Origin of the sequence: Polaromonas sp. 39-63-25 (assembly GCF_002278925.1) — a bacterium.
Classification (GTDB): domain Bacteria; phylum Pseudomonadota; class Gammaproteobacteria; order Burkholderiales; family Burkholderiaceae_C; genus Polaromonas.
The window spans coordinates 1-24,908 of record NZ_NCJH01000003.1; the positions used below are offsets into that span (position 1 = coordinate 1).

Here is a 24,908-nt window from a genome sequence, read left to right on the forward strand (position 1 = left end):
GACTACCGTGCACGCCGCCACGGCCACCCAGAAAACCGTGGACGGTCCGAGCAACAAAGACTGGCGCGGCGGCCGCGGCATCCTGGAAAACATCATTCCATCGAGCACCGGCGCGGCCAAGGCCGTCGGCGTGGTGATTCCCGAGCTCAACAAAAAGCTCACCGGCATGTCTTTCCGCGTGCCGACCTCCGACGTCTCGGTGGTGGACCTGACCTGCGAGCTGAACAAGGAAGCCACACTCAAGGAAATCTGCGCCGAGATGAAGGCGCAAAGCGAAGGCGCGCTCAAGGGCATCCTCGGTTACACCGAAGACAAGGTGGTCGCCACCGACTTCCGCGGCGAGACCTGCACCAGCGTGTTTGACGCCGACGCCAGCATTGCGCTGGACAGCACCTTCGTCAAGATCGTCGCCTGGTACGACAACGAGTGGGGCTACTCGAACAAGTGTCTGGAGATGGTGCGGGTGGTCGCGAAATAATTCGTCGCCTGCTCCCTCAAAAAACGCGCCTGAAGGCGCGTTTTTTTTCGCCGGACGGGTTACAGAAGCACAAACCCCAGCGCGGTATTGACCGTGTCCTTGACGACATTCAGCGCAGCGTTGATGGCCGCTTCCGCCATCAGTATCCCGAGGCCCTCCAGCGTCAGCAGCACCATGCGCGTGGCATTTTTCTGGATATCCAGATGAAGTGCCGCCTGCTCCTCGTTGATCTTGCCGGCAAGCTTCAGCGCTTCAATCATGACCAGCGTCTGCGCCAGTTTTTTGCTTTCGGCCTCACCGTATTCCTTGATGTCGGGCCACTTGTCGCTCAGCACACCCTTGAACGCGGTGAGCATGTCCTTGCCGAGCTGGGATGCATTGAGACTCATGGTTTTTTTCCTTGCGAGTGGTTGGGAGATTTATTCACCGCGGCTTGGCGAGTTCCAGCTTGAGAATGGCCGTGAAGCTGCTGTTGAATTGCGTGCGCAGGGGCGCAATCTGGTCGCCGGACAGGCATGCCATCCGGTGCAGTTTTTCCAGACTCCCGAGGCTGCCTGAGAGCAACCCGGCCTGCTGCGTCGTGATCTCGTTTTTGGGAATCGCCGCAGCCCGGACGGTGATGGCGCTGATGTCGACCTTGGCCTCTTCATAGAACTGCTTGTGTTTCTCGTATTTGCAGTCAGGCAGGCCCTGGACCGCCTCCAGCGCAACGAGGTGTGCTTCGGTTTTTTTCTGCAGGGCCGTCACGGCCTTGTCGGTTGCTTCGTCATACTTGCTGATGAGCTGAATCGAGCAGCCCGAAAGCGCCATGCCGGCCGCTACGAAGACTGCGGCGAACCGGGCCCGGCACGTCGATGGATGTCTGATGCTTGTCATGCTGGCTCTCCTGGTTGTCAAGTTGCTATGCCTGGATCTGCAAGTGCGGCTGCGCGCGCGGGGATGGCGTGTATCACGGCACCGGCCTCACCCGCTCGCACGGGGCAGGTTGTCGTCGCGCGCGCCCGGCGCCGGAATATCCTTGCCCAGCAGGTAGCCCGCGATCGCGCCGAACAGGCCGACGATGGGCGTCAGCTGGTCGTTGCTGTAGCCAACGACCAGCAGCAGCGCAGAAATGCCGATGATGGAAATGACGCCAAAAATGCGCAGCACGTGCGACGCGGGTGCCTTCGAACGCCAGAGCAGCAGGGTGCCCAGCAACAAGGCGCCGAAGGTGAACAGCAGCACGGCTATTGCGAGGAACTGAACCAGACTGGGTGACCAGGCCTGGACCAGCTGCGTGTTGGCCGGGTTCGCCGCGGCGGCGCTCACGGCGGCTTGCGCGGCGTCGAGGGCGGCCATCGGGTCGGCGGGGGAGGGGGACGCTGTGGTCATTTGGTACCCCCGGCTTTTTTGGCGGCTTCCATTTGCTGCACCCGGGCCTCAAGCTCGTCGAGGCGTTTGGACAGCGCCTTGAGGGCGTTGGTCTGCGCGGTCAGCAAGGCGGCGTTGGCCTGCGTGGACTCCGCTGCGTCTGCCCCCGGCCCCGCATGGCCGGGCACCTGCGCGAGGTAGTCCTTGTAACTCAGGACCTTCGGTTCCTTGGGTGCCTGCCAGTTCCAGCCCTTGGGCTGGGGGCCCGCCGGAGGCCCTTCCGTGCCGGCGGGAAGTTTGGGCGGTAGCTGGGCGCTGGCGAGGGTAGCTTGCAGCAAGGCCGCGCATGCCAGAAGCGCAAGACCCATGCGTGTGGTTTTCATGCCTTTCCTCCTCAACAGAAAGCCCCTGTCTTGACCCTCTGCACGCCGACTTGCCAACGCGGCGCAGGAGCAGGGACATCAGCGAAACGATAGGCCGACCACCGGTAAAAGAAAGGCAACTATTTCCCGGGTTTTTCCGGAATTATTCAGGGTTTCCGGACGGTGCGGCGGAGCAGTGCGTCCCGATTTTTAACCATGAAAAGGAAGACTGGCCCTTATGCAGCGAGCGCGGCCAGCTATTAAAAATGTAGCGATTCAGGGGACGCCGACCACCCCGGGATGACGGGCGCCGCCACCGTCTCAAGGGGCCGGTTTTTCCTCGCGCCCGTCCGGATGCACCGCAAACCTCGCCGGGTCGCGCCCGTGCACGGGCGCATCGCTGTCAAACGACCAGCCACCGAACTGGGTGCGCTGGTAGTCGGCCATGGTCTGCGCAATTTCGGCCTGGGTGTTCATCACGAAGGGGCCGTACTGCGCCACCGGCTCGCCGATCGGCCTGCCTTGCAGCAGCAAAAACTCGGCGTCGTTGCTGCCGCTGTTGACCAGTTCGACGGCCCTATCGGCACGCACCTCGATGGCGGCCGGGCTGCGGATGTCCTGGCCGCCTATGCTGACGGACTCGCCCTTGAAGAAGTACAGGTTGCGCCGCGTGCCCTGGCCGCCGGCGGCTGGCAGCGTCCAGCGCGCGCCCGGCGCCATGCGTATCGTCCAGATCGCCACGTCAGCATCGGCCTGCGCAGCCCAAGAGTCGGGCGGCGGTGCCAGTGGCGTGGCGGCGTCCTGCAACCTTCCGGCAATCACGGCCACCTGGGTAGCGCGGCCTTCGGCGTCTTTGGTGGTCAGGCGCGGAATGTCCTGCGACCAGAACATGGTGAAGTGCGGGTCGCTCATCTTGGCTGCCGCCGGCAGGTTCAGCCAGATCTGGAACAGCTCCAGCGGGTTGTCGTTTTTTTCGTCCAGCAGCGGGAACATCTCGGCGTGCACGATACCCTTGCCGGCCGTCAGCCATTGCACGTCGCCGCGGCCGAAACGCGCGGTGGCGCCCAGCGAATCCGAATGGTCGATCAGGCCCTTGCGCACGATGGTGACGGTTTCAAAACCGCGATGCGGGTGTGGCGGAAAACCCGGCACTTTTTCGCCGTGGTACATGCTCCAGCCGTCCTTGCGGCTGAAGTCCTGGCCAATGGCACGGCCCGCCAGCGAGACCGCCGGCCCCATGTCGGCGTTGGCTTTGGGATAGGCGTCGTCGTGATAGGCGCAGAACAAAAAGGGGTCGATGGTTTCCCACGGAAAACCGAGAGGCTGGACCTGAACGATGGGGCTGGACGTAGGTGAAAAAGAGGACATGGCGTTGCTTTCAGGAGTCTCCCTCAAGCTTACCGGCATCTGTTTTCCAGTGCTTGGCGCCGCCACGCGAGCACCCACGCGAGCTGGGGATTCCGGCAACACCGGCCAATTCGGGACACGCCGTTGTGGGTTCGTCCTACAGGACACTGCCAGCACCGCAGGTAGATTCACGGTTCGTCCTGTTGCATCTACCCAGAAATTATTTTAGGCAGTACAAGGCCGAGGCAGGAAAAACTGCCTGCGCACAATTTCGCGCGTATTTTTCGCTCAAATTCCGAAAGACTTCCATGAAATATTCCATTCTGCTTGCCGCTCTGGTCGCTACCCTTGGTCTGGCCGCTTGTGACCGCACGGTGGTCACTCCTCCTGCCGTGGCCGTTCCTGGCCCTGCCGGCCCTGCTGGCGAAGCTGGCTCCACCGGCGCTACGGGTTCTACCGGCTCCACCGGTTCGACGGGTTACACCGGCGCAACAGGTTCTACCGGCTCCACCGGCGCGACGGGCTCCACCGGCCCTAGCGGCGGTGCTACCGGCGCAACGGGTGCCACTGGCGCTACCGGCTCCACCGGGGCAACGGGCGCAACCGGCGCTACCGGCGACACCGTGATTGTTGTTCCGCAAAAGTAAGCTTCCAGCAACGCGCGGCCACCCTTTCCGGGGCTGGCTGGCGTGATGTGTGTGCGCCACGAGTGCACGTACATGAAAAGAAAAGGCCCCAGCCACCGAGGTGACTGGGGCCTTTTTCATGGCCGGGCTCAAGCCTTCATCAGGCTTTCAATTTCCAGCCGGTGCGAAAGATCCACCACACGGCGCCCAGGCACAGCGCCAGAAAGCCCAGGATGGCGGCGACGCTGATGCCGACGTTGACGTCCGCCACGCCGTAAAAACTCCAGCGGAAGCCGCTGATCAGGTAGACCACGGGGTTGAACAGGGCAATTTTCTGCCACAGCGGCGGCAGCATGTTGATGGAGTAAAACGCGCCGCCCAGAAAGGTCAGCGGCGTCACCACCATCAGCGGCACGATCTGCAGCTTCTGGAAGTTGTCTGCCCAGAGACCGATGATGAAGCCGAACAGGCTGAAGGTCAGCGCCGTCAGAAGCAGGAAACAGAGCATCCAGAACGGATGCGCAATGCTGTAGGGAACGAAGATGCGCGCCGTCGCCAGGATCAGCAGGCCCAGCAGCACGGACTTGCTGGCCGCCGCGCCCACGTAACCCAGCACCACTTCCATGGCCGACACCGGCGCCGACAGCAGCTCGTAAATCGTGCCTGACCATTTGGGCATGTAGATGCCGAAGGCGGAATTGGAGATGCTTTCATTGAGTAACGACAGCATGATCAGGCCGGGGATGATGAAGGCGCCGTAACTGATGCCGTCGATGTCGCCCATGCGCGAACCAATCGCCGCGCCGAACACCACGAAGTACAGCGAGGTCGAGATCACCGGCGAGGCGATGGACTGGGTCAGTGTGCGGAAAGTGCGCGCCATTTCAAAGCGGTAGATCGCGCGGATGGCGTGCCAGTTCATGCAGCCTCCTTCTGGGTGGCGGGCTTGTTGGCATGGACCAGGCTCACGAAGATGTCTTCCAGCGAACTCTCGCTCGAATGCAGGTCCTTGAAGTCGATGCCCAGTTCGGCCAGCCGTTTGAGCAGCTCGCCGATGCCGGTTTCCTCCTGCTGCGTGTCGAAGGTGTAGACCAGCGTGTGGCCGCCCTCGGTCAGCTCCACTGGCAGCCCGGCCAGCCCTTCGGGCACGGCCTGCAGCGGCGCGCGCAATTGCAGCGTGAGCTGCTTCTTGCCGAGCTTGCGCATCAGCACGTTCTTGTCTTCCACCACGATGAGCTGGCCCTTGCTGATCACGCCGATGCGGTCGGCCATCTCTTCGGCTTCCTCGATGTAGTGCGTGGTCAGGATGATGGTCACACCGCTGTCCTGCAGCTTGCGCACCATCTGCCACATGCCCTGGCGCAGTTCCACGTCGACGCCGGCGGTGGGCTCGTCGAGAAACAGGATCTGCGGTTCGTGCGACAGCGCCTTGGCGATCAGCACCCGGCGCTTCATGCCGCCCGACAGCGTCATGATCTTGCTGTCCTTCTTGTCCCACAGCGACAGGTCGCGCAGCACTTTTTCGATGTGGGCCGGGTTGGCCGGCTTGCCGAACAGGCCGCGGCTGAAGCTCACCGTGGACCAGACGGTTTCAAACGCGTCGGTCGACAGTTCCTGCGGCACCAGGCCGATCTTGGCGCGCGCCGCCCGGTAGTCGCGCACGATGTCGTGGCCGTCGGCCGTCACGCGACCCGAACTGGGCGTGACGATGCCGCAGACGATGTTGATCAGCGTGGTCTTGCCGGCGCCGTTGGGCCCGAGCAGCGCGAAAATTTCGCCGCGCCGGATGGTGAGGTCCACCGACTTCAGGGCTTCAAAGCCCGAGGCGTAGACCTTGCTGAGCTGCTCGATGGAGATGATGTCTGGCAAATCGGAATTCCGGTTGATGTGGGCGCTGGTGAAGATGCAGCGGCCCGCGTCACTGTAACCGGATCGCATGAAGGTTGCTGACGACGGGGTTGTTCACCGCGCGCGGGTGATTCCCGGCATCCCGGACCGGTTGTCAGGTCCCGGGATAACTCAGTTCCGGGTACCAGTCCCGGCCGCGGCCTTCGGGCGTGCTGTCCAGGATGGTCCACAGCGGCATCAGGTCCGGCGCGCCGCGCGGGTCCTGGCCGGGATCGGCCGTGGACACGCCCATCTCGCCGCTCCAGAAGTGCCGCAGGCTGCCGCCCTGCCGGGTGAAGACGTTGAAGGCCGGCACATCAGCATCCTGCGCACTCACATAGTCGCGGGTGTAGTCGCCGCTCACATCCGAATAGAGTTTCAGGTGGCGCCAGCCGCGTTCTTTCTTGAAGGCCAGCAGGCGTGTTATCGGCGAGCGCGCCACCACCACCAGCGCGATGCGCTGCGCCACATCCTCGGCTTCGCCGTCCCAGGCCGACAGCAGCGAGGTGCACATCGGGCAGGGCCGCTTGCGCTGCGGCCCGAACATATAGCTGTAGACGGCCAGCGTCTGCTTGTCGGCGAACAGGTCCGAAAAACGCACCGGGCCGTCTTCACCCTCGAAGCCGTAGTCCTTCGGCAACACGCCGCCCGGCGGCAGGTCGCGCCGCTGCTGCGCCACGCGTTCGATGTGGCGCCGCAGCTCGATCTCCTCGGCCAGCAGCGCATCGCGCGCACGCCGGTAGTCCTCGCTTTCATTGGGGAAACGCACCCCGTTGTTCAGGGCCAGCTCCCGGGCCGGCTTCAGGGTCGGTGTGGGGGTCATGGGCGCTCCTGTATTTCAGCCGTTGCGGGCCTTCACCCGGCGGTAGGTGGCGCTCATGAAGCGCTTCCAGCTGCCGTCGGCCTGAATCACCTGCGAGGCCAGCTCGTACACCTCGGGTCCCTGCAGGGTGATGATGTCCTGGTAACGCACCAGCGTGCCGTCGCCGCTGAACGACGGTCCTTCCGTGTCCAGCGTCAGCACTTTGCCGGCCGCGTCCAGCGAGCCCGCGTAGTGCCACAGGTGCGTCATCATCGAACCGACGAAGGTTCCGACAAAAGCGCTTTTCTGCGGGTCATAGCCGAGCGTGATCAGCATGTGGGCCGGGCTGCCGTCGGGCATGCTGCCCTGGCTTTCGCACAGCACCCACAACTCGCCCAGGCTGCGCACGGTTTGTTGGCCCGCGTGTTTCATGGCGGGCTGGCCCGGGCCCATGTCCGCCTGGCCTTCAAACGACCATTGACCCACCAGCTGCTGCAGCCAGCGGTGCTGGGCCAGCGCTGGCACGGCGGCGCACGGGTCTTGTTCGGTATTGGACATGACAGCACTCCTTTCAGGGCATGGGCAGCGGGTTAATGACCATCCAGCCCAGGCCGAAGCGGTCGGTCACCATGCCGAAGGACGAGGCGTAAAAAGTCTTGCCCAGCGGCATCTGCACCTGCCCGCCGTCGCTCAGCGCCTTGAACAGGCGCGCGACTTCCGCATCCGTGGGGGCGGTGATCGTCAGCGAAAAACCCTTGAACTCCGGCTTGCCGCCGAAAGCCATGCCGTCCGACGCCATCACCTGCGTTTCGCCGATGCGCAGGTTGGCGTGCATGATCTTGTCCTCCGAGCCCGGGGGGCACATGTCCGGCGACTGGGGCTCGGGGTTCTCCTTGAAGCGCATCATCGCCGTCACTTCGGCGCCCAGCGCGGTTTTGTAAAACGTCAGGGCCTCTTCGCAGCGGCCGTCAAAAAACAGATAGGGCTGGACTTGCATGTCGGTCTCCTTGTCAGGGGGTGGGTGGGTGGGGGACGGGGACGGGGGCGGGTTGGCGGAAGTGGCGATGCAGGCCGGCATACAGCCGCAAGGTCTCCGCCACCATGGGTCCATGCGGCCTCGTAGACCTGCTGCAGCTTGTTGCCGTCGAGCTTGATCATCTGCATCATGGCCTGCATCACGCGGTTGACCTTGGCCGGATCCTTGTCGGCCAGCACCTTGCGCATCACGCTGGGCACGATCTGCCAGGACACGCCGAACTTGTCGGTCAGCCAGCCACAGGCCTGCACGCTGCCGCCCTCGGACAGCCTGTCCCAGAGTTCATCAACCTCTTCCTGGGTCGGGCAATCGACAAACAGCGACATGCCCGGCGCGAAGCCGAAGTCCGTGCCCGCATTGAGCACGAAGAAGGTCTGGCCGGCAATTTCGAAACTGCCGGTCATGAAGCTGCCTTTGGGGACCGGGGCGCCATCGCCGTAACGCTGGATGTCGCCGGCCTTGGCGTTCCTGAACACCGAGGTATAGAACTTGAGCGCATCTTCAGCTTGGTCTTTGAAGGTCAGGAAGGTGGTGATTTTTTGCATGGGAATGCTCCTTGGAGTCGCTGGCCAACCATTGCCTGCGTTGTCAAACAGGGCAAACAGGGGTATTGTGAAGGTGTTGTGTACACCGTCCACAAAAGAATAGCAAACATAATGGACGCTGTCCACATAAAACGTAACAAACCATGACAGCGCTGTCCATCACGCCGCCGATCCCTGCGCCGGCCCGCAGCACCTACCGCCACGGCGACCTGCGCCGCGCGCTGCTGGAAGCCGGGATCGAGCTGGCGCGCGCGGGTGGGCCCGAGGCCGTGGTGCTGCGCGAGGCCACGCGCCGCGCGGGGGTGGCGCCCAACGCCGCCTACCGGCATTTCGCCAGCCGCCAGGCCCTGTTGCAGGCGGTGCGTGCGGCCGCGCTGTCGGCCGTGGCCCGGGCCATGGAAGCCGAACTGGCCGCCGTGCCCGCCGGTTTGCCGCCAGCCGACTTCGCCCGCGCCAGCGTGCGTGCCGTCGGCACCGGCTACCTGCGTTTTGCCCAGGCCGAGACCGGGCTGTTCCGCACCGCCTTTGCCGCGTCCGACGACATGAAGGATGAAGCACCGCGCGACCCCGACAGGGCCGGCCCGGGCGGCCTGAACCCGTTCGAGCTGCTGGGCGCCGCGCTCGACAAGCTGGTGCAGGCCGGTGTGATGCCGCCCGAGCGCCGCCCCGGCGCCGAGTTCCTGGCCTGGTCCGCCGTGCACGGCCTGGCCATGCTGGTCATCGACGGGCCGCTGGGCCCGGTGATCGGCCCGCAGATGCAGCTGGTCGGCCAGCGCCTGCTCGATATGGTCGAAAAAGGGCTGTGAAGACCTCACCCCCCATGCCCCAGCACATCGGAATCGTCGGCTGCTCCGCGGAAGGTGCCGCCCTTTGTTACCGCACCATTTGCGCGGAAGGTGCCGCGCTGCTCGGCCCGCACGCGCACCCCGAGGTTTCCCTGCACACGCCCTCGCTCGCCGCCTATGTGGACTGCCTGGACTGCGGCGACCTGCAGGGCGTGGCCGACCTCATGCTGGCCTCGGCGCGCAAGCTGGCGGCGGCCGGAGCCGACTTCCTGATCTGCCCCGACAACACCATCCACCAGGCCATGTCGCTGGTGGTGCCGCACTCGCCGCTGCCCTGGCTGCACATTGCCGAGGTGGTGGCGGACGCGGCCGTGCAGCGCGGCTTTCGCCGTGTGGGCATCACCGGCACGCGCTGGTTGGTGGACAGCGCGGTCTACCCGGACAAGCTGGTCGCGCGCGGCCTGCAGTACCTGCGGCCAAACGATGCCGAGCGCGACGAACTGGGCCGCATCATCATGGACGAGCTGGTGTGCGGCATCTTCCGGCCAGAAGCCGTGGCCAGTTTCCAGCGCGTGATGGAACGAATGAAAGGCGAAGGCTGCGATGCGGTGGTCCTCGGCTGCACCGAGATTCCGCTGATCATCAACGACGGCAACTCGCCGCTGCCCACGCTGGACTCGACGCGCCTGCTGGCGCGGGCAGCCTTGCAGCGCGCGGTGCACGGCAGAACTTAGGCATCAAATCGGCCTGTAGCCCAATCAGTACCTGCGCAAGCTGCTATCAAAAGAGAAGTGTCGGACGCTGTGGCCCAGGCACAGCACCCTCATCGGCAGCGCGCCGGCTCACAGCATTTTCTTGGGCACCAGGGCAATCGTCAGCCCTTTGGCCGTGACGGTGATGCTGCCCGGTTCCAGCCCCAGGCCGTCGGTCAGCATCAGGTCTTGCGGCTTGAGTTTGTGCAGCACCACTTCCTTGAGCGCCTGGCTGGCCAGCGTGGGAGCGTACGCCTGCAGCAGCGCCGCCGGGCCGGGCGCCATGTCGTCCAGGCGCAGGGCGTTGAGCCGAATCTGGTGCGCGCGCAGCGTCTGGTCGCTGGCTTCATAACGCAGCGCAAAGTCCACGTCGAAGGTGCCGGTCGAGGTGCGTGCCAGCGCCGGGCCGGCCGCGTCCACCACCATCTCGGTGCCCAGGCGGTTCAGTTCGGGCAGCAGGCGCACGCGCGGCGCCTGCACATTCAGGTTCAGCAGGCTGCCCATCTCATAACGACGCGGGAAGCGCTGTGCCACGGCCTGCTGCAGCTGTTCCAGCGTCACCTTGTAGCCCGTTCCGCCGGGCGCGTCCGGTGTGGCGGCGCGCGCCGCACCCGCCGCAGCGGCAAAGACGATCCAGCCGGGCGGGGTCAACAACAGTCTGCGTTTCATCGGGCCTTCATGAAAAAGCGCATGCAGGCATGCAATCGGTCATTGTGCGCCGCGACTGTTAACCGCCCTGTTGATGCGGTTGTCGGGCACATCCCGTTACGTGCGGACATGCGCCGCCTACAAGCCCACACACACACGACACCTGCGAAGCGCTCAATGCATCAACCCGGCTGCTAGGGCCTGTTCACACTGTTTATGCAAGATGCGTTGCGAGTCAAAAAGGTCATGCGTGAGGCGCAAAACGCAGCCGGGCTGGCGCCCGGCAAGGCTTTGCAACGCTGCGCATGGCCTTTTTGGCCGCAACCAGGAGGGAACGTGGTTAAAACAACGCCACTCGTCGTTGCACTCCTAGCCCAGCCGTCCAGGCTGAGCGTCGTCGCGCGCCTAGATTGGCGTTGTTTTAACCACGTTCGCACTTGTATAAACAGTGTGAACAGGCCCTAGGACGGGTGTCAGGACACATCATGAAAACGACTCTTCTGGTTTTGACCGTGGCCGGCCTGTCGGGCTGCGCCGTTTACCCGGTGCCGGCCTACCCGACTTACCCGACCCATGGCGGTGGCCCGCCCATGGTGGTGGAGCAGCCGGTGTACATCGAAGGCGGCTACCAGCGCCGTGCTTATGACTACCCGCGGGGCTACAGCCGGCCTGCGCCTGTTGTGGTGGTGCCGGTTCCGGTTCCGCGCGCCTTTCCGCACAGACCGCCGCCGCATGCGTCGCACCACGACCGTGGCCATGGCGACCGGGACCGCGACGGCGCACGCGGTCATGACCGTGATGGCGACGGAACGCGCGACCGCGCAGACCGTTGGCCCAACGACCCGCGCCGCAGGTAAAACGCTTGCCCTACCAGCCGAGGTTCGCCGACAGGCGCGCCATGGTGGCGTCGTCGGGCACGCCGGAGGCCGGCAGCCCGGCGCGCTGCTGGTACCTGACCAGCGCCTTCTGCGTGGCCTCTCCGTACCACCCATCCACAAACCGCGCGCCGCCATAACCCAGCAGCATCAAGGCCAGCTGCACGGTGCGCACCGCGAGGTCGGGCAAAGGCCCGAGCTGGTAACGTTTGTGGGCCAGCGCCAGCTTCGCGTCGTAGCGGTTCTTCTGGAAATCCTGCCCGTTGTAGCTGAAGGCAAACTGCACCCAGTCGGCGTTGCGCAGATGCCGCGCAAGATCGCCCTGCTCGATGAACCCCGCCATGGCGTCGAGCTGCGCATCTTCTGATGCCTTGCTGGCGCTGACCAGTGCATCCACGCTGGCAGCGCCGACCTTGCCGGCGTTGAACCCCATGACCTGACCCAGGCCCCATGACGTGCTTTTCAGCGCCGCCTCGCGGTCGAGCATCATGGCCCGGGTGAGCCGCTCATACTGGGAAGCGCCGCCATTGCCGTAACCCCCCGCGCTGCGGCTGCTGATGTCGGGCGCCTGTGCATCGAAGCGCCCATGCGTGAGCCGGCTGAACCAGTGGCGCTCGAACAGGATCTTGGGTCGCCGGTCCGGCAGGAAGCCGCAGCCACTGGTTTCAACCGTCAGCACCGCCCAGAGCGCAGGGGCGTCCACCCCCAGCCTGCCGAGCACCGTTTCAATTCCCTGTTGCGACAGCGGTGACGCCTTGCCTGTAAATACCATGAGCCCATTTCCTTTCTGCCGCCCGTGATGCAGGAACGATGCGGTCCTGAAAAAGCAGGCGTGCTATTGAGAGTTGTTATGCTCCCGGTTGTAGCGGCCCGGCGGCGATTTGGCATCCCCCAAATGGAGGACAAAACGCGCGGTGCAGCGGCCGTGGAACCAATGGATACGTTGTGTTTTTTTTGCACGTCACCCGTTTCGCCGCGCACAGTACGCGCTGACGGGTCAAGCATGAAAGTGGCCGCCAGCCCAATGAACACGGGCGGAAGCAGCTATAAAAACAGGAGTGTCAGCGCGGCGTTGCGGGAATCGGCCGACTGGCCCATCATCGGCAGCAAAGAGGCAAGCGCATGTTTTTCAGCCATTCCAACGAGATCTGGACCCAGTGCCCCGAGCTGGTACCGGGTGCCATGTTTGTCCGGGGCATCAGCAGCAAGGCGGCGGTCGGCCCGCAGGTGGCGCGCTTCAGCGGCATCGCCGCGGCGCGGCTGGCCAGCAGCGGCGAAGGCGAGTTGCCGGAGATCAAGGCCTGGCGCCAGGTGTTCTCCAAAATGGGGCTCAAGCCCACCAAGTACCGCTGTGCGGCCGAGGCGCTCCTGCGTCGCCTGCGCAAGGAAGGCGCCCTGCCGCGGCTGCATCCGCTGGTGGACTTGTGCAACGCGGTCTCGGCGGCCTTTGCCATTCCGGTGGCGGTGTTCGACCTGGCCAAAGTGGTGGGCGACCTGCAGGTGCGTTACGCCACCGGCCTCGAGCATTACCAGCCCTTCTCCGGCGAGGTCGAGCACCCCGAGGCCCATGAAATCATTTTTGCCGACGAGGCCGACAACGCCCACGCGCGCCGCTGGACCAACCGGCAGAGCAGCCTGTCGGCCGTCAGCGCCGACACCAGCACGGTGCTGATCGTCGCCGAAGCCCTGCACGAGTCGGCCTACGAAGACATGCGCACGCTGATCGCCGCGCTCATGCACGAAGTGCCTTTGGCCTGGCCCGCCGCCACGGCCAAGGCCCGCCTGTTGACCCGGTCTGCACCACGCTTCGAGCTGCAGCCTGCGCCGACCGCGCGCTGACAATCCCGCCACCGGCAACACCATGTAAAGCGCGCGTGCTGTCTTGAAACAGCATGTGTATGGCGTCGTCGGGGTGGCCGCGCCACACGTTGTACACGGGATCATCATGACTTCATCTGGTCACACAACTCGCTCACTCAAAGGACTCTCATGAACAAATTACTCGCCACCCTGATTGCTACCCTCGTGACCGGCGCTGCATTTGCGCAAGCCGCTGCGCCCGCTACCCCCGCCGTGCCTGCGACGCCTGCAGTGGTCAAGGCAGAAACCAAGGCCGACAAGTCCGTGGCAGCCGCTGTGCAAAGCGAAGCCAAGGTGGACGCCAAGGCCGACACCAAGGTTGAAAAGGCAGAAGTCAAGGCTGCTGAAAAGAAAACCAAGGCCGTGACCAAGTCCGCCACGACCAAAGTCAAGGCACAAGCCAAAGCCGCCAAGGCCGACGCAGATGACCAGGCCAAGGCCACCGCCAAAGCTGAAAAAACCATCGTGAATGCTGACGCCAAAGCCGACAAGACCATCATCAAGGCCGACGCCAAAGTGGAAACCGTCAAGGCCAACGCTGCAGCCGACAAGGCCACCGCCAAAGTCGAAACCGGCGCCGTCAAGGCAGAAGCCAAGGCCGACGTGAAAGCCGCCGGCAGCAAGTAAATAGCAACGCAGCAGCTCTTCGCTGCTGCACGCCAAAACAAAAAAGACAGGCCTGGCCTGTCTTTTTTTATGGGCGTCTGAAGAGGGTCAGGCCGAGTTCATGGCGAATGGTCTCTGGAGCGCAAGCTTCAAGCCAAATCGGCTGCCAGCCCTTGTGCTGCCTGCGCAACCAGCTATCAAAACAGAAGTAACGCAGGGCGCCGCTTACCGACCCACCACCGACCAGCCCGCCTTCAGGTTGGCCTTGTCGTTCTCGTATTCCCACGCCGTGCCGCAGCGGTCGCAGCGGTACTTGGTGACGGTGACCAGCGCGCCGCCGCGCCTTTCCTGGCGGTTGGCGCCCTGCACCAGCTCCGGGTGCCCCGGGGCCTTGCGCCAGTTGCGCTGGATGCCGGCGCACGAGTCGCACAGCTCCATTTTTTTCAGTTCGATTTTCCGGTTCAGGTCGTCGGTCATGGTGGGGCTCTTGAGGTGGGGGTGACGCCGGGCCGGTGCGGGTACAAGGCCGGGCGTGATGGGCTCCATTGTCGCGCCTTGGCCGTTTGCCTCCAACCTTCACGCCAAATCGGCCTCTGGCCCTTTTGGGGTGGGCGCAAACAGCTATAAAAAAAGAGTACTACAGGTTTGACAAAGCCAGCAACCGCAGATGCGCCGCATCTTCCATGTCCACTGGCAACTGCTGCTTGGCGCGCAGGTAGTGGTTGGTGAACACGTCCAGGTAAGCCTCCAGCGTCTGCGCCGCATGGGTTTCGCCGGCCAGCTCCAGGCACAGCGCGCCCACCTCCGAGGTGCAGAAATGCGCGTCGCGCTGCGAGCGGCGCAGGCGGTAGCGTGACAGCTGCTCGCTCTGCAGGCTCAGCACCGGCAGCTTGTCGAGGTAAGGGCTTTTGCGAAACATCTTGCGCGCCTCGGGCCAGGTGGCGTCGAGCAGCACAAACAGCGGGCGCTTCGCCGGCGTGCCGCCCGTGGTTTCGGCGGGCAACAGCGCCGTCACCACCCGCTCCTGCGCCACAAACTCCCCCGGAAACACCAGGTAGGGCTGCCACTGCGGATCGGCCAGCAGGGCCAGCAGCGCCGGGTCCACCTCGGTGCGCGCCCAGCCGAAGGCAAAGGTGTCGGCCACCACATCGGCAATCAGCCAGCCCGTGTTGCTGGGCTTGAGGGGCTCGATGTCGGCCATGATCAAACACACGCCCGACCGCACCGGCAGCACCGGGCGCAGCGCGCACAGGCAGTGGCTGGGAATCAGCCGGCAGCCGGCGCAGCGCTCCCCGCGCGGGCCGCCGCGTGCCAGAAAGGGTTTGGAGCTGCGCGCCAGGCGCGCGCTGCGCAAAAGGCTGACCGCATGAGGGAAAGCGTGGGGAGCTTGGGGCAGGTGATTCATTCAGCGGCAGCTCGGCCTGCCCCAGCTTGACGGATCAGGCAGCCGGCCGGTAAATCACGCACAGCTTGTTGCCGTCCGGGTCGCGCAGGTAGGCCAGGTAGGGCTTGCCCGGGTGACTTTCGCGAATGCCCGGTGGGTCTTCACACGTGGTGCCGCCGTTGGCAACGCCTGCCGCATGAAAGGCGTCGCCCTGTTCCGCGGACTCCAGCTTGAAACCGATGGTGCTGCCGTTGCCATGGCAGGCCGGCTCGCCGTTAATGGGTATGGTGATGCCGAAGCTGCCGCCCGGGCTGCGGTAGAAGTAGCGGTTCTTGTTGGCAACGCCGGGGCCTATGCCCAGGGTGCCGAGCACCGCGTCATAAAACTTCCTCGAGGCTTCCAGGTCGCTGACGCCGACCATGACATGACTGAACATTGATTTTTCTCCGTGGGGTGCTGAGTAGGCGAAAGGTATCGGTGGATGGTAAGGGATTTGGCCATCGTTAAGCAAAAAGTTCTGCAAGTTTGCGCGTCAACTTCAAGGGCCTGGCGTATGCAGGTGCAGCATGCTGCGATGCCGGAATGTGTAGAAGGCATCGGTCATGAAGTTGGACAAGTAGACGAGGCACACGGAGGTGTTGTGCAACGAAGACATTTGGATCATTGAGTGCTCTTCAGCGCTCGATGCCAGGGCCTGTGTGTCCCTTGCACGCCTAAACTGCTCAGGTCACAAATCGTATAACTATTCTTTGAGGGACCGTATGACAAACTCGTTGATAAACCGCTGTGCGTGCCTGGCCGTCTTGTTCGGCGCGTTGCTGCTCACTGGCTGCGCCACCAGATTTGAGAAGCAGGCTTTTAACAATGAGGCCTCCGCAGGCATCAAGAAAATCGCTGTCCAGCAATGGAACGATCTGGACGAGTATGGCGTCCGCGTCCTCAATCATCCGGGCATGAGTTTTGGGTTGATCGGTGGGCTCGTCGCGGCGGCGGATACCGCCAGCAAGACCAAAAAGCTCAACGACGTGCTGGACCCCAAGAACACCAAGCTTACCGCCGACTTCTATGCAAAAGCATTGCCGGGCCTCCGGCAGGCGGGGTATGAAGTGGTCGCCGTGCCGGTAAAGCGGGGCGCAAAGCCCGCCGAAGCCAAAGAAACCGTTCGAGTCATGAAAGGCCAGGACGCGTTTCTTCTTCTGACCTTTGAGGCTGGATATCTCGCGGCAGGCGCATCAACCGCCTACTATCCTTTTGTGGCCATGACTGCCGAGCTCAATGACAGCAAATCTCAGGCTGTTTTGTACAAAGAGGCCTACCACTACGGTTACAACAGCGGCAACAAGGATGTTGTGTTTATCGAAGCCGCAGCCGATTGCAAATTTGCCGACATTGACAAGCTCGTAGCCAACATCGACAAAACCAGAACCTGCCTGACGGCCAGTGTCGACATTCTGGTCAAGCAGATGGTTGCGGACCTGAAAAAGTAAGTTCGCTCACTGACGCCTCAACACATGCGCCATCTTTTCATCCGTCTGGCGGCGGCAGGTTGCCTGGCCGCTGTTCATCTGGTGGGCAACGCGCAAGACCCTGCGCCGCTTGCCACCCAGAACGCGGCACCCGCCGCGCAGGGCACGGCGCCCTGTTGCCAGCAACTGAAAACGCTGGCCAGGGTACCCCTTCCGCTTGAAAAAACCGAGTTGAGGCTGGACGAAAAATCCCCCGCTCATGACTTTGGACAAGGCGCACAGGCACTGTTATTGCTGGAGCTTCCGGCCTACACGAAAACATATGCCGTCAGCATCGCCAGCCTTCCCCTGGCTGGCGGCGCAGGTAAAGGCAACGAACTCACGCACGTCGCCATGCGCATCGAAACGCTGGATGCGGACTTTTCGCCCCTCAGGGTGTACCCCCACACCGGCATGAAGAAGCGCGGCCATGGGTATGAGAAGACGATATTCATCAACCCCTCCAACCAGAACGAACGCTACCTGCTGATTTACGGGGCCTTGAACCTCGAGCCCGAACAGGTCACCGTGTCCAGAACCGATGTCGTGTTTGTTGGCACGGGCTTCTTCATTGGCGGCATCGACAACGCCTTCAAGCTGAGAGCCACCAGCAGCGGCTTGCTTCAGGTTGAAGCCAAGGGCCTGCAACCCGCGAAACCATAGGCTGCGAGCGCGCCTGGCGTCACGGCGCCCCTGCGCTGGCCGGGGTCAACCGGTCGCCGGGTCAGGCGCTCGGCCGGTGCAAGGCGCAGCGCTTGTTGCCGTCGGGGTAGCTGGACGGTTCTCAGCCGCGCTCAGCGGCTGTCCACGCATTCAAGTTCAAACAGCGGCACATCAAGCTTGCGGCTTAGCCACACGCCGCCGCCAATTTCGGTCAGGCCCTCGCGCAGGCCGCGCCGGTACAGCTGCGCCGGGTGGCGGTGCAGGCGCGGGTCGGCCAGTTCATCGTCGATGACGTCGCGCTCGTAGTCCTCGCGCGTCGCGGCTTCCACATACAGCGCGCCCCGGCACAGGCGGCCCAGGTTGTGCAGGGCCCGCTTCAGGTCCGCCGGGTTCAGGTAGGTCAGCACGGCCTGGCAGATCACCAGGTCGAAGGGCTCGCTAGAGGTGTAGTCCACCACCGACCCACGCTCCCAGCCATAACGTTCGCACAGCCAGGCGCTGTACTCCACGCCGTGGTAACTCGCCTCAGGAAAGTGCGTGGCCACAATCTCGCGCCACACGCCAATGCCGCAGCCCATGTCCAGCACCCGCTTCACGGGCACGCGCAGGTACTTCAGGTAGCTGCACACAAAGGTGCCCAGGCGCTCTACATGCGCCGGGTCCACCACGCCGGTTTTCTCGTCGAAGTAGTAGCGCTGGTAGTACGCCTCGTCAAACCATTGGTCGCTTGCAGATTTCATGCGCATTGCTTTTCTGCTGGGTGGAGGGCATCGCCCTGTTCATGCAAAGGCCACCTAAAACCCGATCGTGTTGCTATTGCAAGCCGTCTAGCCATTGCTCGGCGTGGTGATGTCAAACGAGCCGCCGGGGCTGCGGTAGAAATAGCGGTTCTTGTTGGCGACGCCGGGGCCAATGCCCAAGGTGCCGAGCACAGCGTCATAAAACTTCTTTGAGGCTTCGAGGTAGTTAACGCCGATCATGACATGACTGAAAATTATTTGTCTCCGTGGGGTGCCCGTGGGCGGTTTGGAACTGGGAGATGGTAATAGATGCCAAAAAGATCCAGCGTTATGTATCCCCGGAGACGGCGGTGTTCCTAAATTCCTCCAAAGTACATATCAACTCCTGCAAATCATGGGGGATATCGTCGACCGAAAAATGCGATGCGATTTGAACGTCGCTAATCGATATAGACAACATTTTTTGCAAGCGCGTATTTAACTGCGCCAGGACTTCCTTCCCAGGGACAATGGTTAGGCGTGACGAAGGAGTCTTCCAAACCTCCTCAAAGCCCTCAATCGCTGCACGTGTTACCGTCGCCGCGTCCAAACTAGCATGGCTTTTCTTCGCCATGTCCAAATTACGGGCCACAATTTGCGACAGTACTTCTCCTTTAAGCCCCTCGGTAATTTCGTCAAGTAGCGCAGAAACATCTGGGAGCGGAGGCAACGCACAACCGGTCCGCCGTACTCGCTCGTTAAGCCTAGAGGAGATGGCGCTAGATAATACCTTCGAGCTCAATAAATAGTTTTCGATCTCTTTGCACTGGTGGATGTATATAAGTGACGCGTGCTTCTTCAGTTCACTTGCAATTTGTTGAACTTCTTCTTTGGATCGATAGTCACGGTCAAGAACTACCGCGCGCATCATTCTCGACCCTATAGTTAGCTCTATACCTGCGGCCAGATCCTCCATCCGCCTAGGATTGAACCCGTCAAGCTTAACTAATGCAAAGTCAGTTCTATTTGCCAGACGATCAAATGTCATTGTCCGAGCGAAGCGAGCGAGGATGTCAAAATCAAGTCCTTCAACAAAAATTACTCGGCGTGTTTTCGTAATTTGCGTCAATGTCGGATTCAGATTTGAGCCCAACGCAAAGAAGACGCGTTTAATTTGACTGACGTCTTTGACCCTCGTTGCGGAGCGTTTCTTTTTGTTTATCGTCAGCAAGCTACTGGGTTCTGTTTCTGAGATTATTTCTGTTGAGTGCGTTGCGATCAAAATGTCTGGCCCTAGATCTCGGAGCAAAGCAACTAACTGCCTTTGCAGATCTGCATGAAGGTAGATGTCGGGTTCGTCGATTACTAGTAGGTCGGCGCCAGCAGACTTCACAATGTGCGTAAGCATTTGGCACCAGACTTGGAAGCCATAACCTGCCCAACAGATCTCACGGGGAAATCTCTCCTCTGGACAAAACATTTTTAGAACTCTCGATTGAGATGTGCTGCCCTGCTGAATCTCCGGGCGTTCTATGTCCATGCCGGGCCATGTGCTCTGGATGAGGCTTCTAAAACGATCAAATCCGTCCGGGTAGTGCTGCCAGATATTCCTAAAATTTCTCGACGCGCCGTTCGTCATTAATGCGCGTCGAGCAGCCTCTTCTTGATACAACAACTCGTGTTGCTCGACCGGGCCAAGAATTGGAACAAACCCGACACTAATGTCAAATTTCTTCTTGAAAATAGTTGGGGAATCTACTTTTCCGCCTTCCGAATCCGGAAGTAAAAAGCATGATCCTTGTTCTGGGAAGTGAAGAATTAACTTATTGCCGTTTGAAAGTTTGAACGTAACTTCTGCAGGTTCTGAGTCATCGTAGTCATGAAAAATATTCTCTGATGAAATCGGCAAATCAGCAATGTTAAAGCGATGTCCCCATCTTCTAATTCCATTGGCGATCAACTGCTCGGCTTTTCGCGATCTCGCCCTACGCAAGCCTTCCGAGAGTATTCGAAAAACACCGATGATCGTGGATTTCCCCGCGTTGTTGGGGCCTACAAGGACGTTGAAATCTTGCAGCGAAATGCTGAAATTGGCGAATGCCTTGTATCTCTTGAAATGTACAGAAGTAATGCGAGTAGATGACATTTGATTTTTTAGTTAGGCAATCTTCTGAAGAGGCGCAAGGATTTAAGTCGACAGCCGCCGCCCAAACCCACTATTGCCAGACACCCCCATCACCAACATGTGCGTCGCCCGCGTCGCCGCCACATAAAACACCCGCGCGGCCTCCTGCTCGTCTTCCCCAGGCGCGGGCATGTGTCCCACGCCGGGCAGCGCCACCACGGGGAACTCCAGGCCCTTGCTGACCTTCATGGTCATGATCTGGATGGCGTCTGCTGCGGGGTTGTAGTCGCCTGAGTACTTGCGCACATTGAAGGGCAGCTTGCGCTGGTGCAGGGCGTCGGCGCAAATGTCCATGGTTTTCCAGTCTGCGCACAAAATGGCCATGTCGCCCCAGGCGTGGCCTTCCTGGTGGGCGTGGCTCAGCTGGTCGGCAATGGCAAATGCTTCTTCGCGCAGGCTGGGCAGCTTGATGATGATGGGCGCTTGCCCTTCGCGCCCGCAGCTGATGGGTTTGACCAGCGGAATGCCGTCGTCGTCTTTGTCGTCCGCCGTCAGCAGGTCTGCCGCAATCAGGTTGGCGGTTTGCAGGATTTGCTTGGTGTTGCGGTAGTTGATTTTCAGGATGGTGGTGCGGCCCTGAGCCTGCACGCCCACGCTTTTGAAGCTGAACTGTTTGCTGCGGCTGCGTTCGTAAATGCTTTGCGCATCGTCATACAGAAGCAGCAGCCTGTTGGTGGTCGGGTCCACCATTTGCGTCACCAGCTTGAGCCACTCGGGCGCAAAGTCGTGGCCTTCGTCAATCAGCACGGCCTGATACTGGCCGCCGGGGATGTGCTTGCGGTCGACGGCGGCAATGACGCGCTGCACCAGCTCTTCCACAAACTGCTGGGCCCCCATCTGCCCCGGCAGGGGCTGCCCAAAAGCCACCAGCTGGTCGCGGCACCATTTATGAAAATGCCGCACATGCACCTTGCCGCTCAAGCCCTTGGCGTCCATCACGCTGTGCAGCTTCACGCCCAGCGGTTCGTTGAAACACAGGACGAGGATGGGCTTGCTGTTGGCGGTGCTGGCCTGCGCCAGGTATTCGGCGCGGTAGCCGAGGATCATGGTTTTGCCCGAACCCGCCACGCCATGAATCACCCGGTGGCCGTCGCCCAGGCTGCGGGCGAGTTGTTCCTGCTGGATGTCCATCACGCGCATGATGCTGGGCATCTCGGCGCTTTCATCGCTGTCGTCGAACAGCGCGCCCTGCGGCTGCACGCGCACTTCGGGAAACATGATCCAGCGCACCCGGTCCAGTTGCGGCAGCGACATGACGCCGCTCATCATGAAGGGGAACATGCCCCACAGGCGGCTCTGCAAGTCTTCGGCGTCAACCTTCTCCAGCATTTCATCGCTGCAGATCACGTAATGCGGTTCAATGACCTCATCCAGCAGGCCGTCGGTGAATTGCCTGCGCGTCATGTTGGGGAACACCACGCCATAGCTCCACGGAAAGCTCAAGCTGCCCTGGTACTTGCCCTCTGCCTGTACCAGTTGCGGGTCGCGCTTGAGCGCATCAACGACCGCGTGTGCATATTGCCGGGCCTGTTCGGCGGGATTGGGCTGGGTTTTGAGCATCCCGTCGACAAAGACCCGCCAGCTTTGCTTGTCCGCGTGCTGGATCGTCTTGGGGCTCCAGTCCTTGACCTCCAGGATCAGGATGCCGCGTCGTGGATGCATCACCACAAAGTCAGGGTGCAAATGGCGGGGACCCACCGGCACGTCGTACCAGAGCAGGTAGTCGTCGTCGAGCTTCTGCTCCAGCCGCTCGGCCAGCCTGCGCTCGCCGCTGGTCATGCGGGAACCGCAGCTGCTGATTGCCGGAATAAGAGTTGCCATTGGAGATTGCTGCCGTCCCTAACACTTGGTTACGAGAATCATGCCCGGCATCGTGCGCAGGAGTTCCGGGTTTTTCAGTGACTTTTTGCCATATCGCCGCACTGGCGTAGGGCTATTCCCCTGCGGCCGCCGCATGGCCCGCAGGCCTGGAAGGCGCGTGGCTTCAGGTATCGTTGTTCCATCTTTTCATTTCTTCAGGGTTTCCCCTTGCCAGACGCCATCCACTTCTACGAACCCCGCCACGGCCACGGCCTGCCGCATGACCCGTTCAATGCCATCGTCGGGCCGCGGCCGATTGGCTGGATCTCGTCGCACAACGCGGCCGGTGCGCTGAACCTGGCGCCCTACAGCTTTTTCAACGCCTTCAACTACGTGCCGCCCATCGTGGGCTTTGCCAGCATCGGCTACAAGGACACGGTGCGCAACATCGAGGCCACCGGCGAGTTTGTGTGGAACCTCACCACGCGCGCGCTGGCCGAGCAGATGAACCAGACCTGCGCCGCGGTGCCGCCCGAGGTCAATGAGTTCGAGCTCGCCGGCCTCACGCCCGCGCCCTCGCGCGTGGTGGCGGTGCCGCGTGTGCTCGAGAGCCCGGTCTCGTTCGAGTGCCGGCGCACGCAGGTGCTGCAGCTCGAAGGCGTGGACGGCAGCAAGGTCGACACCTGGCTGGTGCTGGGCGAGGTGGTGGCGGTGCACATTGCCAAGGCGCTGCTCAAAGACGGCGTGTACGACACGGCCAACGCCGGCCACGTGTTGCGCGGCGGCGGGCCGGGCGACTACTTCACTGTCGGGCCGGAGCAGCTGTTTCGCATGTACCGGCCGCGATAGCCAGCCAGCGCGAGTTGTCTGCCCCGATTAAAGTCAGTTCATTCCCCATCTATTGAAAACCGCATCATCATCATCATGAACATCGCCTCGCTCAAGGAAGTTGTCAGCGCCGAAGAATGGCAATTACGTTTGGACCTGGCCGCCTGTTACCGCCTGGTGGCGCTGTATGGCTGGAGCGACCTGGTGTTCACGCACATCAGCGCGCGGGTGCCGGGGCCGGAGCATCACTTTCTGATCAACCCCTACGGCCTGATGTTTGACGAGATCACGGCCTCGTCGCTGGTCAAGGTGGACCAGCAATGCAACAAGGTGATCGACTCGCCGCATCCGGTGAACCCGGCCGGCTTTGTGATTCACAGCGCGGTGCACGAGGCGCGGCACGACATGACGTGTGTGCTGCACACGCACACCCGCGCGGGTGTGGCCGTCAGCGCGCAGAAGTGCGGTCTCTTGCCGATCTCGCAGCAGTCGGCCTTTGTGCTGGCCTCGCTGGGTTACCACGACTACGAAGGTGTGGCCTTCCGCGACGACGAGAAGCCGCGCCTGCAGCAAGACCTGGGTAGCGCGCGCCATCTGGTGCTGCGCAACCACGGCCTGCTGACGGTGGGCGAAACGATTGCCGACGCCTTCATGAACATGTACCGCTTTGAAAGCACCTGCCAGATCCAGCTCAGCGCACAGGCCGGCGGCGAGCTGATTCATTTTGAAGAAGAGATCTACACCGGCGACGACCGCGCTGCCACCTATGTGCGCGGCGGTGGCATGGGCGGCCCCTTTGTCTGGCCGGCGCTGCTGCGCAAGCTGGACCGGCTCGACACCAGCTACAAGGACTGAGCCGCGCTCCCTTTCCCGTTTGTTTGCGGTTTGTGCATGAAATTGGCCTCCAGCCCTTATGGAGTGTGCGCAGGCAGCTATCAAAAACAGAGCGTTTGAGGCGCCCACAGGCTGCCGTCAGGCGGCAACAGTGTCGGTCACCTCGCTGACCTGCACCTTCATGTCGCTGACTTCCAGCGGCTGCGGGCCGTAGTCGGAGATGAAGGCCACGTCGGCGGCATCGCGGCCATAGGCCAGCACGATGCGGCCGCCGCGCGGCTCCTTCTGGGTGGCGTCGAAGGTGTACCAGCGTCCGCCCACAAAGGCCTCGAACCAGGCGTGCAGGTCCATCGGGTCCAGTTCGTGCAGGTAACCCACGACCATGCGCGCGGGAATCTGCAGGCTGCGGCACAGCGCAATGCCCACATGCGCAAAGTCGCGGCACACGCCGGCGCCGTGGTCCAGCGAGTCCATCGCGTCGGTGCTGGCGTCGCTCACGCCGTACTGGTAGTCCAGGTTGGCGTTGATCCAGCCGCGAATGGTTTCCGCCTGCGCATAACCGGGTGGCGTGTCGCCGACGATCTCGCGGGCCTTCTCGGACATCTTGTCCGACGGGCAGTAGCGGCTTTGCAGCAGGTAGAGCAATACGTCGTCGGGCAGCTCGGCCACCGGCGTGTGCGGCGCGTCGGGCTGCACGGCGATCTGATCCTCGACCTCCATCACCACTTCGACCTCGATGCGCATTTCGCCGGCCTGCAGCACCAGGCGCTGGCACAGGTTGCCGTAGCTGTCGACATACTCGGTGGTCGGCACCCAGGGCTGCAGCTCATAACGGTCGCTGACGATCCACTGCGCCTGGCCGCTGCGCGGGCGCAGCATGGCGACGATGGGACAGTCGGCGGCCGTGTTCACGGTCAGGGTGCAGGTGGCTTTGAGTTTCATGGCGGGGCAGGTGCGAAGGGTGGCGTGTGGGCTGGAACGACTTGCCCACCTTACCCCTCAGCCGTGCACACGTCTGTAGGTCAAGGCTT

Annotated in this window: 31 protein-coding genes and 2 pseudogenes; 11 read left to right on the forward strand and 22 right to left on the reverse strand. The window is 62.3% G+C overall.

Translation table 11 applies throughout. From position 1 onward, the window contains the following. Nucleotides 1-478, forward strand: a pseudogene (locus B7X65_RS04325) (type I glyceraldehyde-3-phosphate dehydrogenase); the annotation flags it as partial. Nucleotides 479-537: 59 nt separating this feature from the next. On the opposite strand, the gene B7X65_RS04330 reads toward B7X65_RS04325, so the two are convergent. The 5 genes from B7X65_RS04330 to B7X65_RS04350 all read right to left on the reverse strand — a co-directional run bounded on the left by B7X65_RS04330 (nt 538) and on the right by B7X65_RS04350 (nt 3,558). Continuing rightward, nucleotides 538-867: a hypothetical protein gene (locus B7X65_RS04330; RefSeq protein ID WP_293593033.1), complete on the reverse strand. Its 330-nt coding sequence runs from the start codon at nt 865-867 to the stop codon at nt 538-540. Nucleotides 868-901: 34 nt separating this feature from the next. Further along, nucleotides 902-1,354, reverse strand: coding sequence for a hypothetical protein (locus B7X65_RS04335; protein ID WP_293593035.1), 453 nt, complete (start codon nt 1,352-1,354; stop codon nt 902-904). Between the two features lie 87 nt (nt 1,355-1,441). After that, nucleotides 1,442-1,849: a hypothetical protein gene (locus tag B7X65_RS04340; RefSeq protein ID WP_293593037.1), complete on the reverse strand. Its 408-nt coding sequence runs from the start codon at nt 1,847-1,849 to the stop codon at nt 1,442-1,444. After that, complete coding sequence (locus tag B7X65_RS04345; protein ID WP_293593039.1) at nt 1,846-2,211, reverse strand: hypothetical protein; 366 nt, start codon at nt 2,209-2,211, stop codon at nt 1,846-1,848. The genes B7X65_RS04340 and B7X65_RS04345 overlap by 4 nt, the downstream gene beginning before the upstream one ends. A gap of 300 nt (nt 2,212-2,511) precedes the next feature. Further along, nucleotides 2,512-3,558, reverse strand: a complete 1,047-nt coding sequence (locus tag B7X65_RS04350; RefSeq protein WP_293593041.1) for a pirin family protein — start codon at nt 3,556-3,558, stop codon at nt 2,512-2,514. Nucleotides 3,559-3,845: 287 nt separating this feature from the next. Here B7X65_RS04350 and B7X65_RS04355 point away from each other — a divergent pair, with 287 nt between their 5' ends. Further along, entirely contained in the window at nt 3,846-4,184 is a 339-nt protein-coding gene (locus B7X65_RS04355; protein WP_293593043.1) for a collagen-like protein, read from the forward strand. 139 nt (nt 4,185-4,323) lie between these two features. Here B7X65_RS04355 and B7X65_RS04360 read toward each other — a convergent pair whose 3' ends face one another. The 6 genes from B7X65_RS04360 to B7X65_RS04385 all read right to left on the reverse strand — a co-directional run bounded on the left by B7X65_RS04360 (nt 4,324) and on the right by B7X65_RS04385 (nt 8,433). Further along, nucleotides 4,324-5,085, reverse strand: a complete 762-nt coding sequence (locus B7X65_RS04360; RefSeq protein ID WP_293593045.1) for an ABC transporter permease — start codon at nt 5,083-5,085, stop codon at nt 4,324-4,326. Further along, nucleotides 5,082-6,032: an ABC transporter ATP-binding protein gene (locus tag B7X65_RS04365; RefSeq protein ID WP_293593236.1), complete on the reverse strand. Its 951-nt coding sequence runs from the start codon at nt 6,030-6,032 to the stop codon at nt 5,082-5,084. Before B7X65_RS04365 ends, B7X65_RS04360 begins: the two co-directional genes overlap by 4 nt. Before the next feature lie 133 nt (nt 6,033-6,165). Continuing rightward, nucleotides 6,166-6,873: a DUF899 family protein gene (locus B7X65_RS04370; RefSeq protein WP_293593047.1), complete on the reverse strand. Its 708-nt coding sequence runs from the start codon at nt 6,871-6,873 to the stop codon at nt 6,166-6,168. 15 nt (nt 6,874-6,888) lie between these two features. Further along, the gene (locus B7X65_RS04375) at nt 6,889-7,410 is read right to left on the reverse strand and encodes a DUF1579 domain-containing protein (RefSeq protein WP_293593049.1); all 522 of its coding nucleotides are present in this window, start codon (nt 7,408-7,410) and stop codon (nt 6,889-6,891) included. A 13-nt stretch (nt 7,411-7,423) separates the two neighbouring features. Further along, nucleotides 7,424-7,849 carry a VOC family protein gene (locus tag B7X65_RS04380; protein ID WP_293593051.1) on the reverse strand — a complete coding sequence of 142 codons (426 nt, stop codon included), beginning with the start codon at nt 7,847-7,849 and terminating at the stop codon, nt 7,424-7,426. Continuing rightward, nucleotides 7,798-8,433, reverse strand: coding sequence for a VOC family protein (locus tag B7X65_RS04385; protein WP_324488451.1), 636 nt, complete (start codon nt 8,431-8,433; stop codon nt 7,798-7,800). The genes B7X65_RS04380 and B7X65_RS04385 overlap by 52 nt, the downstream gene beginning before the upstream one ends. A gap of 143 nt (nt 8,434-8,576) precedes the next feature. Between B7X65_RS04385 and B7X65_RS04390 the strand changes: the two genes are divergently transcribed. Beyond that, on the forward strand, nt 8,577-9,239 hold the full coding sequence (locus tag B7X65_RS04390; RefSeq protein ID WP_293593053.1) for a TetR/AcrR family transcriptional regulator: 663 nt from the start codon (nt 8,577-8,579) through the stop codon (nt 9,237-9,239). 14 nt (nt 9,240-9,253) lie between these two features. Beyond that, nucleotides 9,254-9,952 carry an amino acid racemase gene (locus B7X65_RS04395; protein ID WP_293593055.1) on the forward strand — a complete coding sequence of 233 codons (699 nt, stop codon included), beginning with the start codon at nt 9,254-9,256 and terminating at the stop codon, nt 9,950-9,952. A 108-nt stretch (nt 9,953-10,060) separates the two neighbouring features. Here the strand turns inward: B7X65_RS04395 and B7X65_RS04400 are convergent, their stop codons facing one another. Further along, nucleotides 10,061-10,639 carry a DUF1439 domain-containing protein gene (locus B7X65_RS04400; protein WP_293593057.1) on the reverse strand — a complete coding sequence of 193 codons (579 nt, stop codon included), beginning with the start codon at nt 10,637-10,639 and terminating at the stop codon, nt 10,061-10,063. Nucleotides 10,640-11,103: 464 nt separating this feature from the next. Between B7X65_RS04400 and B7X65_RS04405 the strand changes: the two genes are divergently transcribed. After that, nucleotides 11,104-11,475: a hypothetical protein gene (locus B7X65_RS04405; protein WP_293593059.1), complete on the forward strand. Its 372-nt coding sequence runs from the start codon at nt 11,104-11,106 to the stop codon at nt 11,473-11,475. A 10-nt stretch (nt 11,476-11,485) separates the two neighbouring features. On the opposite strand, the gene B7X65_RS04410 is transcribed toward B7X65_RS04405, so the two are convergent. Then, a complete protein-coding gene (locus B7X65_RS04410; protein WP_293593061.1) occupies nt 11,486-12,265 on the reverse strand; it encodes an N-acetylmuramidase domain-containing protein in 780 nt (259 codons plus the stop codon). Nucleotides 12,266-12,615: 350 nt separating this feature from the next. On the opposite strand from B7X65_RS04410, the gene B7X65_RS04415 reads away from it, so the two are divergent. Continuing rightward, nucleotides 12,616-13,332: a phenylalanine--tRNA ligase beta subunit-related protein gene (locus B7X65_RS04415; protein WP_293593063.1), complete on the forward strand. Its 717-nt coding sequence runs from the start codon at nt 12,616-12,618 to the stop codon at nt 13,330-13,332. Nucleotides 13,333-13,482: 150 nt separating this feature from the next. Next, a complete protein-coding gene (locus B7X65_RS04420) occupies nt 13,483-13,980 on the forward strand; it encodes a hypothetical protein (RefSeq protein ID WP_293593065.1) in 498 nt (165 codons plus the stop codon). A 204-nt stretch (nt 13,981-14,184) separates the two neighbouring features. Here the strand turns inward: B7X65_RS04420 and B7X65_RS04425 are convergent, their stop codons facing one another. The 4 genes from B7X65_RS04425 to B7X65_RS04440 form a co-directional block, all read right to left on the reverse strand. Continuing rightward, a complete protein-coding gene (locus B7X65_RS04425; protein ID WP_293593067.1) occupies nt 14,185-14,436 on the reverse strand; it encodes a hypothetical protein in 252 nt (83 codons plus the stop codon). A gap of 160 nt (nt 14,437-14,596) precedes the next feature. After that, on the reverse strand, nt 14,597-15,364 hold the full coding sequence (locus B7X65_RS04430; protein ID WP_293593069.1) for a tRNA-uridine aminocarboxypropyltransferase: 768 nt from the start codon (nt 15,362-15,364) through the stop codon (nt 14,597-14,599). A gap of 34 nt (nt 15,365-15,398) precedes the next feature. After that, nucleotides 15,399-15,779, reverse strand: coding sequence for a VOC family protein (locus tag B7X65_RS04435; protein ID WP_293593071.1), 381 nt, complete (start codon nt 15,777-15,779; stop codon nt 15,399-15,401). 102 nt (nt 15,780-15,881) lie between these two features. Continuing rightward, nucleotides 15,882-16,007: a hypothetical protein gene (locus tag B7X65_RS04440; protein WP_293593073.1), complete on the reverse strand. Its 126-nt coding sequence runs from the start codon at nt 16,005-16,007 to the stop codon at nt 15,882-15,884. Between the two features lie 97 nt (nt 16,008-16,104). On the opposite strand from B7X65_RS04440, the gene B7X65_RS04445 reads away from it, so the two are divergent. Beyond that, nucleotides 16,105-16,830, forward strand: coding sequence for a hypothetical protein (locus B7X65_RS04445; protein WP_293593075.1), 726 nt, complete (start codon nt 16,105-16,107; stop codon nt 16,828-16,830). 24 nt (nt 16,831-16,854) lie between these two features. Continuing rightward, nucleotides 16,855-17,511: a hypothetical protein gene (locus tag B7X65_RS04450; protein WP_293593077.1), complete on the forward strand. Its 657-nt coding sequence runs from the start codon at nt 16,855-16,857 to the stop codon at nt 17,509-17,511. A gap of 131 nt (nt 17,512-17,642) precedes the next feature. On the opposite strand, the gene B7X65_RS04455 is transcribed toward B7X65_RS04450, so the two are convergent. The 4 genes and pseudogenes from B7X65_RS04455 to B7X65_RS04470 form a co-directional block, all read right to left on the reverse strand. Beyond that, entirely contained in the window at nt 17,643-18,251 is a 609-nt protein-coding gene (locus B7X65_RS04455) for a trans-aconitate 2-methyltransferase (RefSeq protein WP_293593079.1), read from the reverse strand. 90 nt (nt 18,252-18,341) lie between these two features. Then, nucleotides 18,342-18,506, reverse strand: a pseudogene (locus B7X65_RS04460) (VOC family protein); the annotation flags it as partial. Between the two features lie 73 nt (nt 18,507-18,579). Next, entirely contained in the window at nt 18,580-20,376 is a 1,797-nt protein-coding gene (locus tag B7X65_RS04465) for an AAA family ATPase (RefSeq protein WP_293593081.1), read from the reverse strand. Nucleotides 20,377-20,418: 42 nt separating this feature from the next. Continuing rightward, entirely contained in the window at nt 20,419-22,236 is a 1,818-nt protein-coding gene (locus B7X65_RS04470; RefSeq protein ID WP_293593084.1) for a 3'-5' exonuclease, read from the reverse strand. A gap of 207 nt (nt 22,237-22,443) precedes the next feature. On the opposite strand from B7X65_RS04470, the gene B7X65_RS04475 reads away from it, so the two are divergent. Further along, nucleotides 22,444-23,064 (forward strand): flavin reductase family protein, encoded by a 621-nt coding sequence (locus B7X65_RS04475; protein ID WP_300511934.1) that lies wholly within the window; start codon nt 22,444-22,446, stop codon nt 23,062-23,064. Between the two features lie 75 nt (nt 23,065-23,139). Next, complete coding sequence (locus tag B7X65_RS04480; RefSeq protein WP_293593086.1) at nt 23,140-23,898, forward strand: class II aldolase/adducin family protein; 759 nt, start codon at nt 23,140-23,142, stop codon at nt 23,896-23,898. A 117-nt stretch (nt 23,899-24,015) separates the two neighbouring features. Here B7X65_RS04480 and B7X65_RS04485 read toward each other — a convergent pair whose 3' ends face one another. Continuing rightward, a complete protein-coding gene (locus B7X65_RS04485; RefSeq protein ID WP_293593089.1) occupies nt 24,016-24,819 on the reverse strand; it encodes a transglutaminase family protein in 804 nt (267 codons plus the stop codon). Nucleotides 24,820-24,908 lie beyond the last annotated feature (89 nt).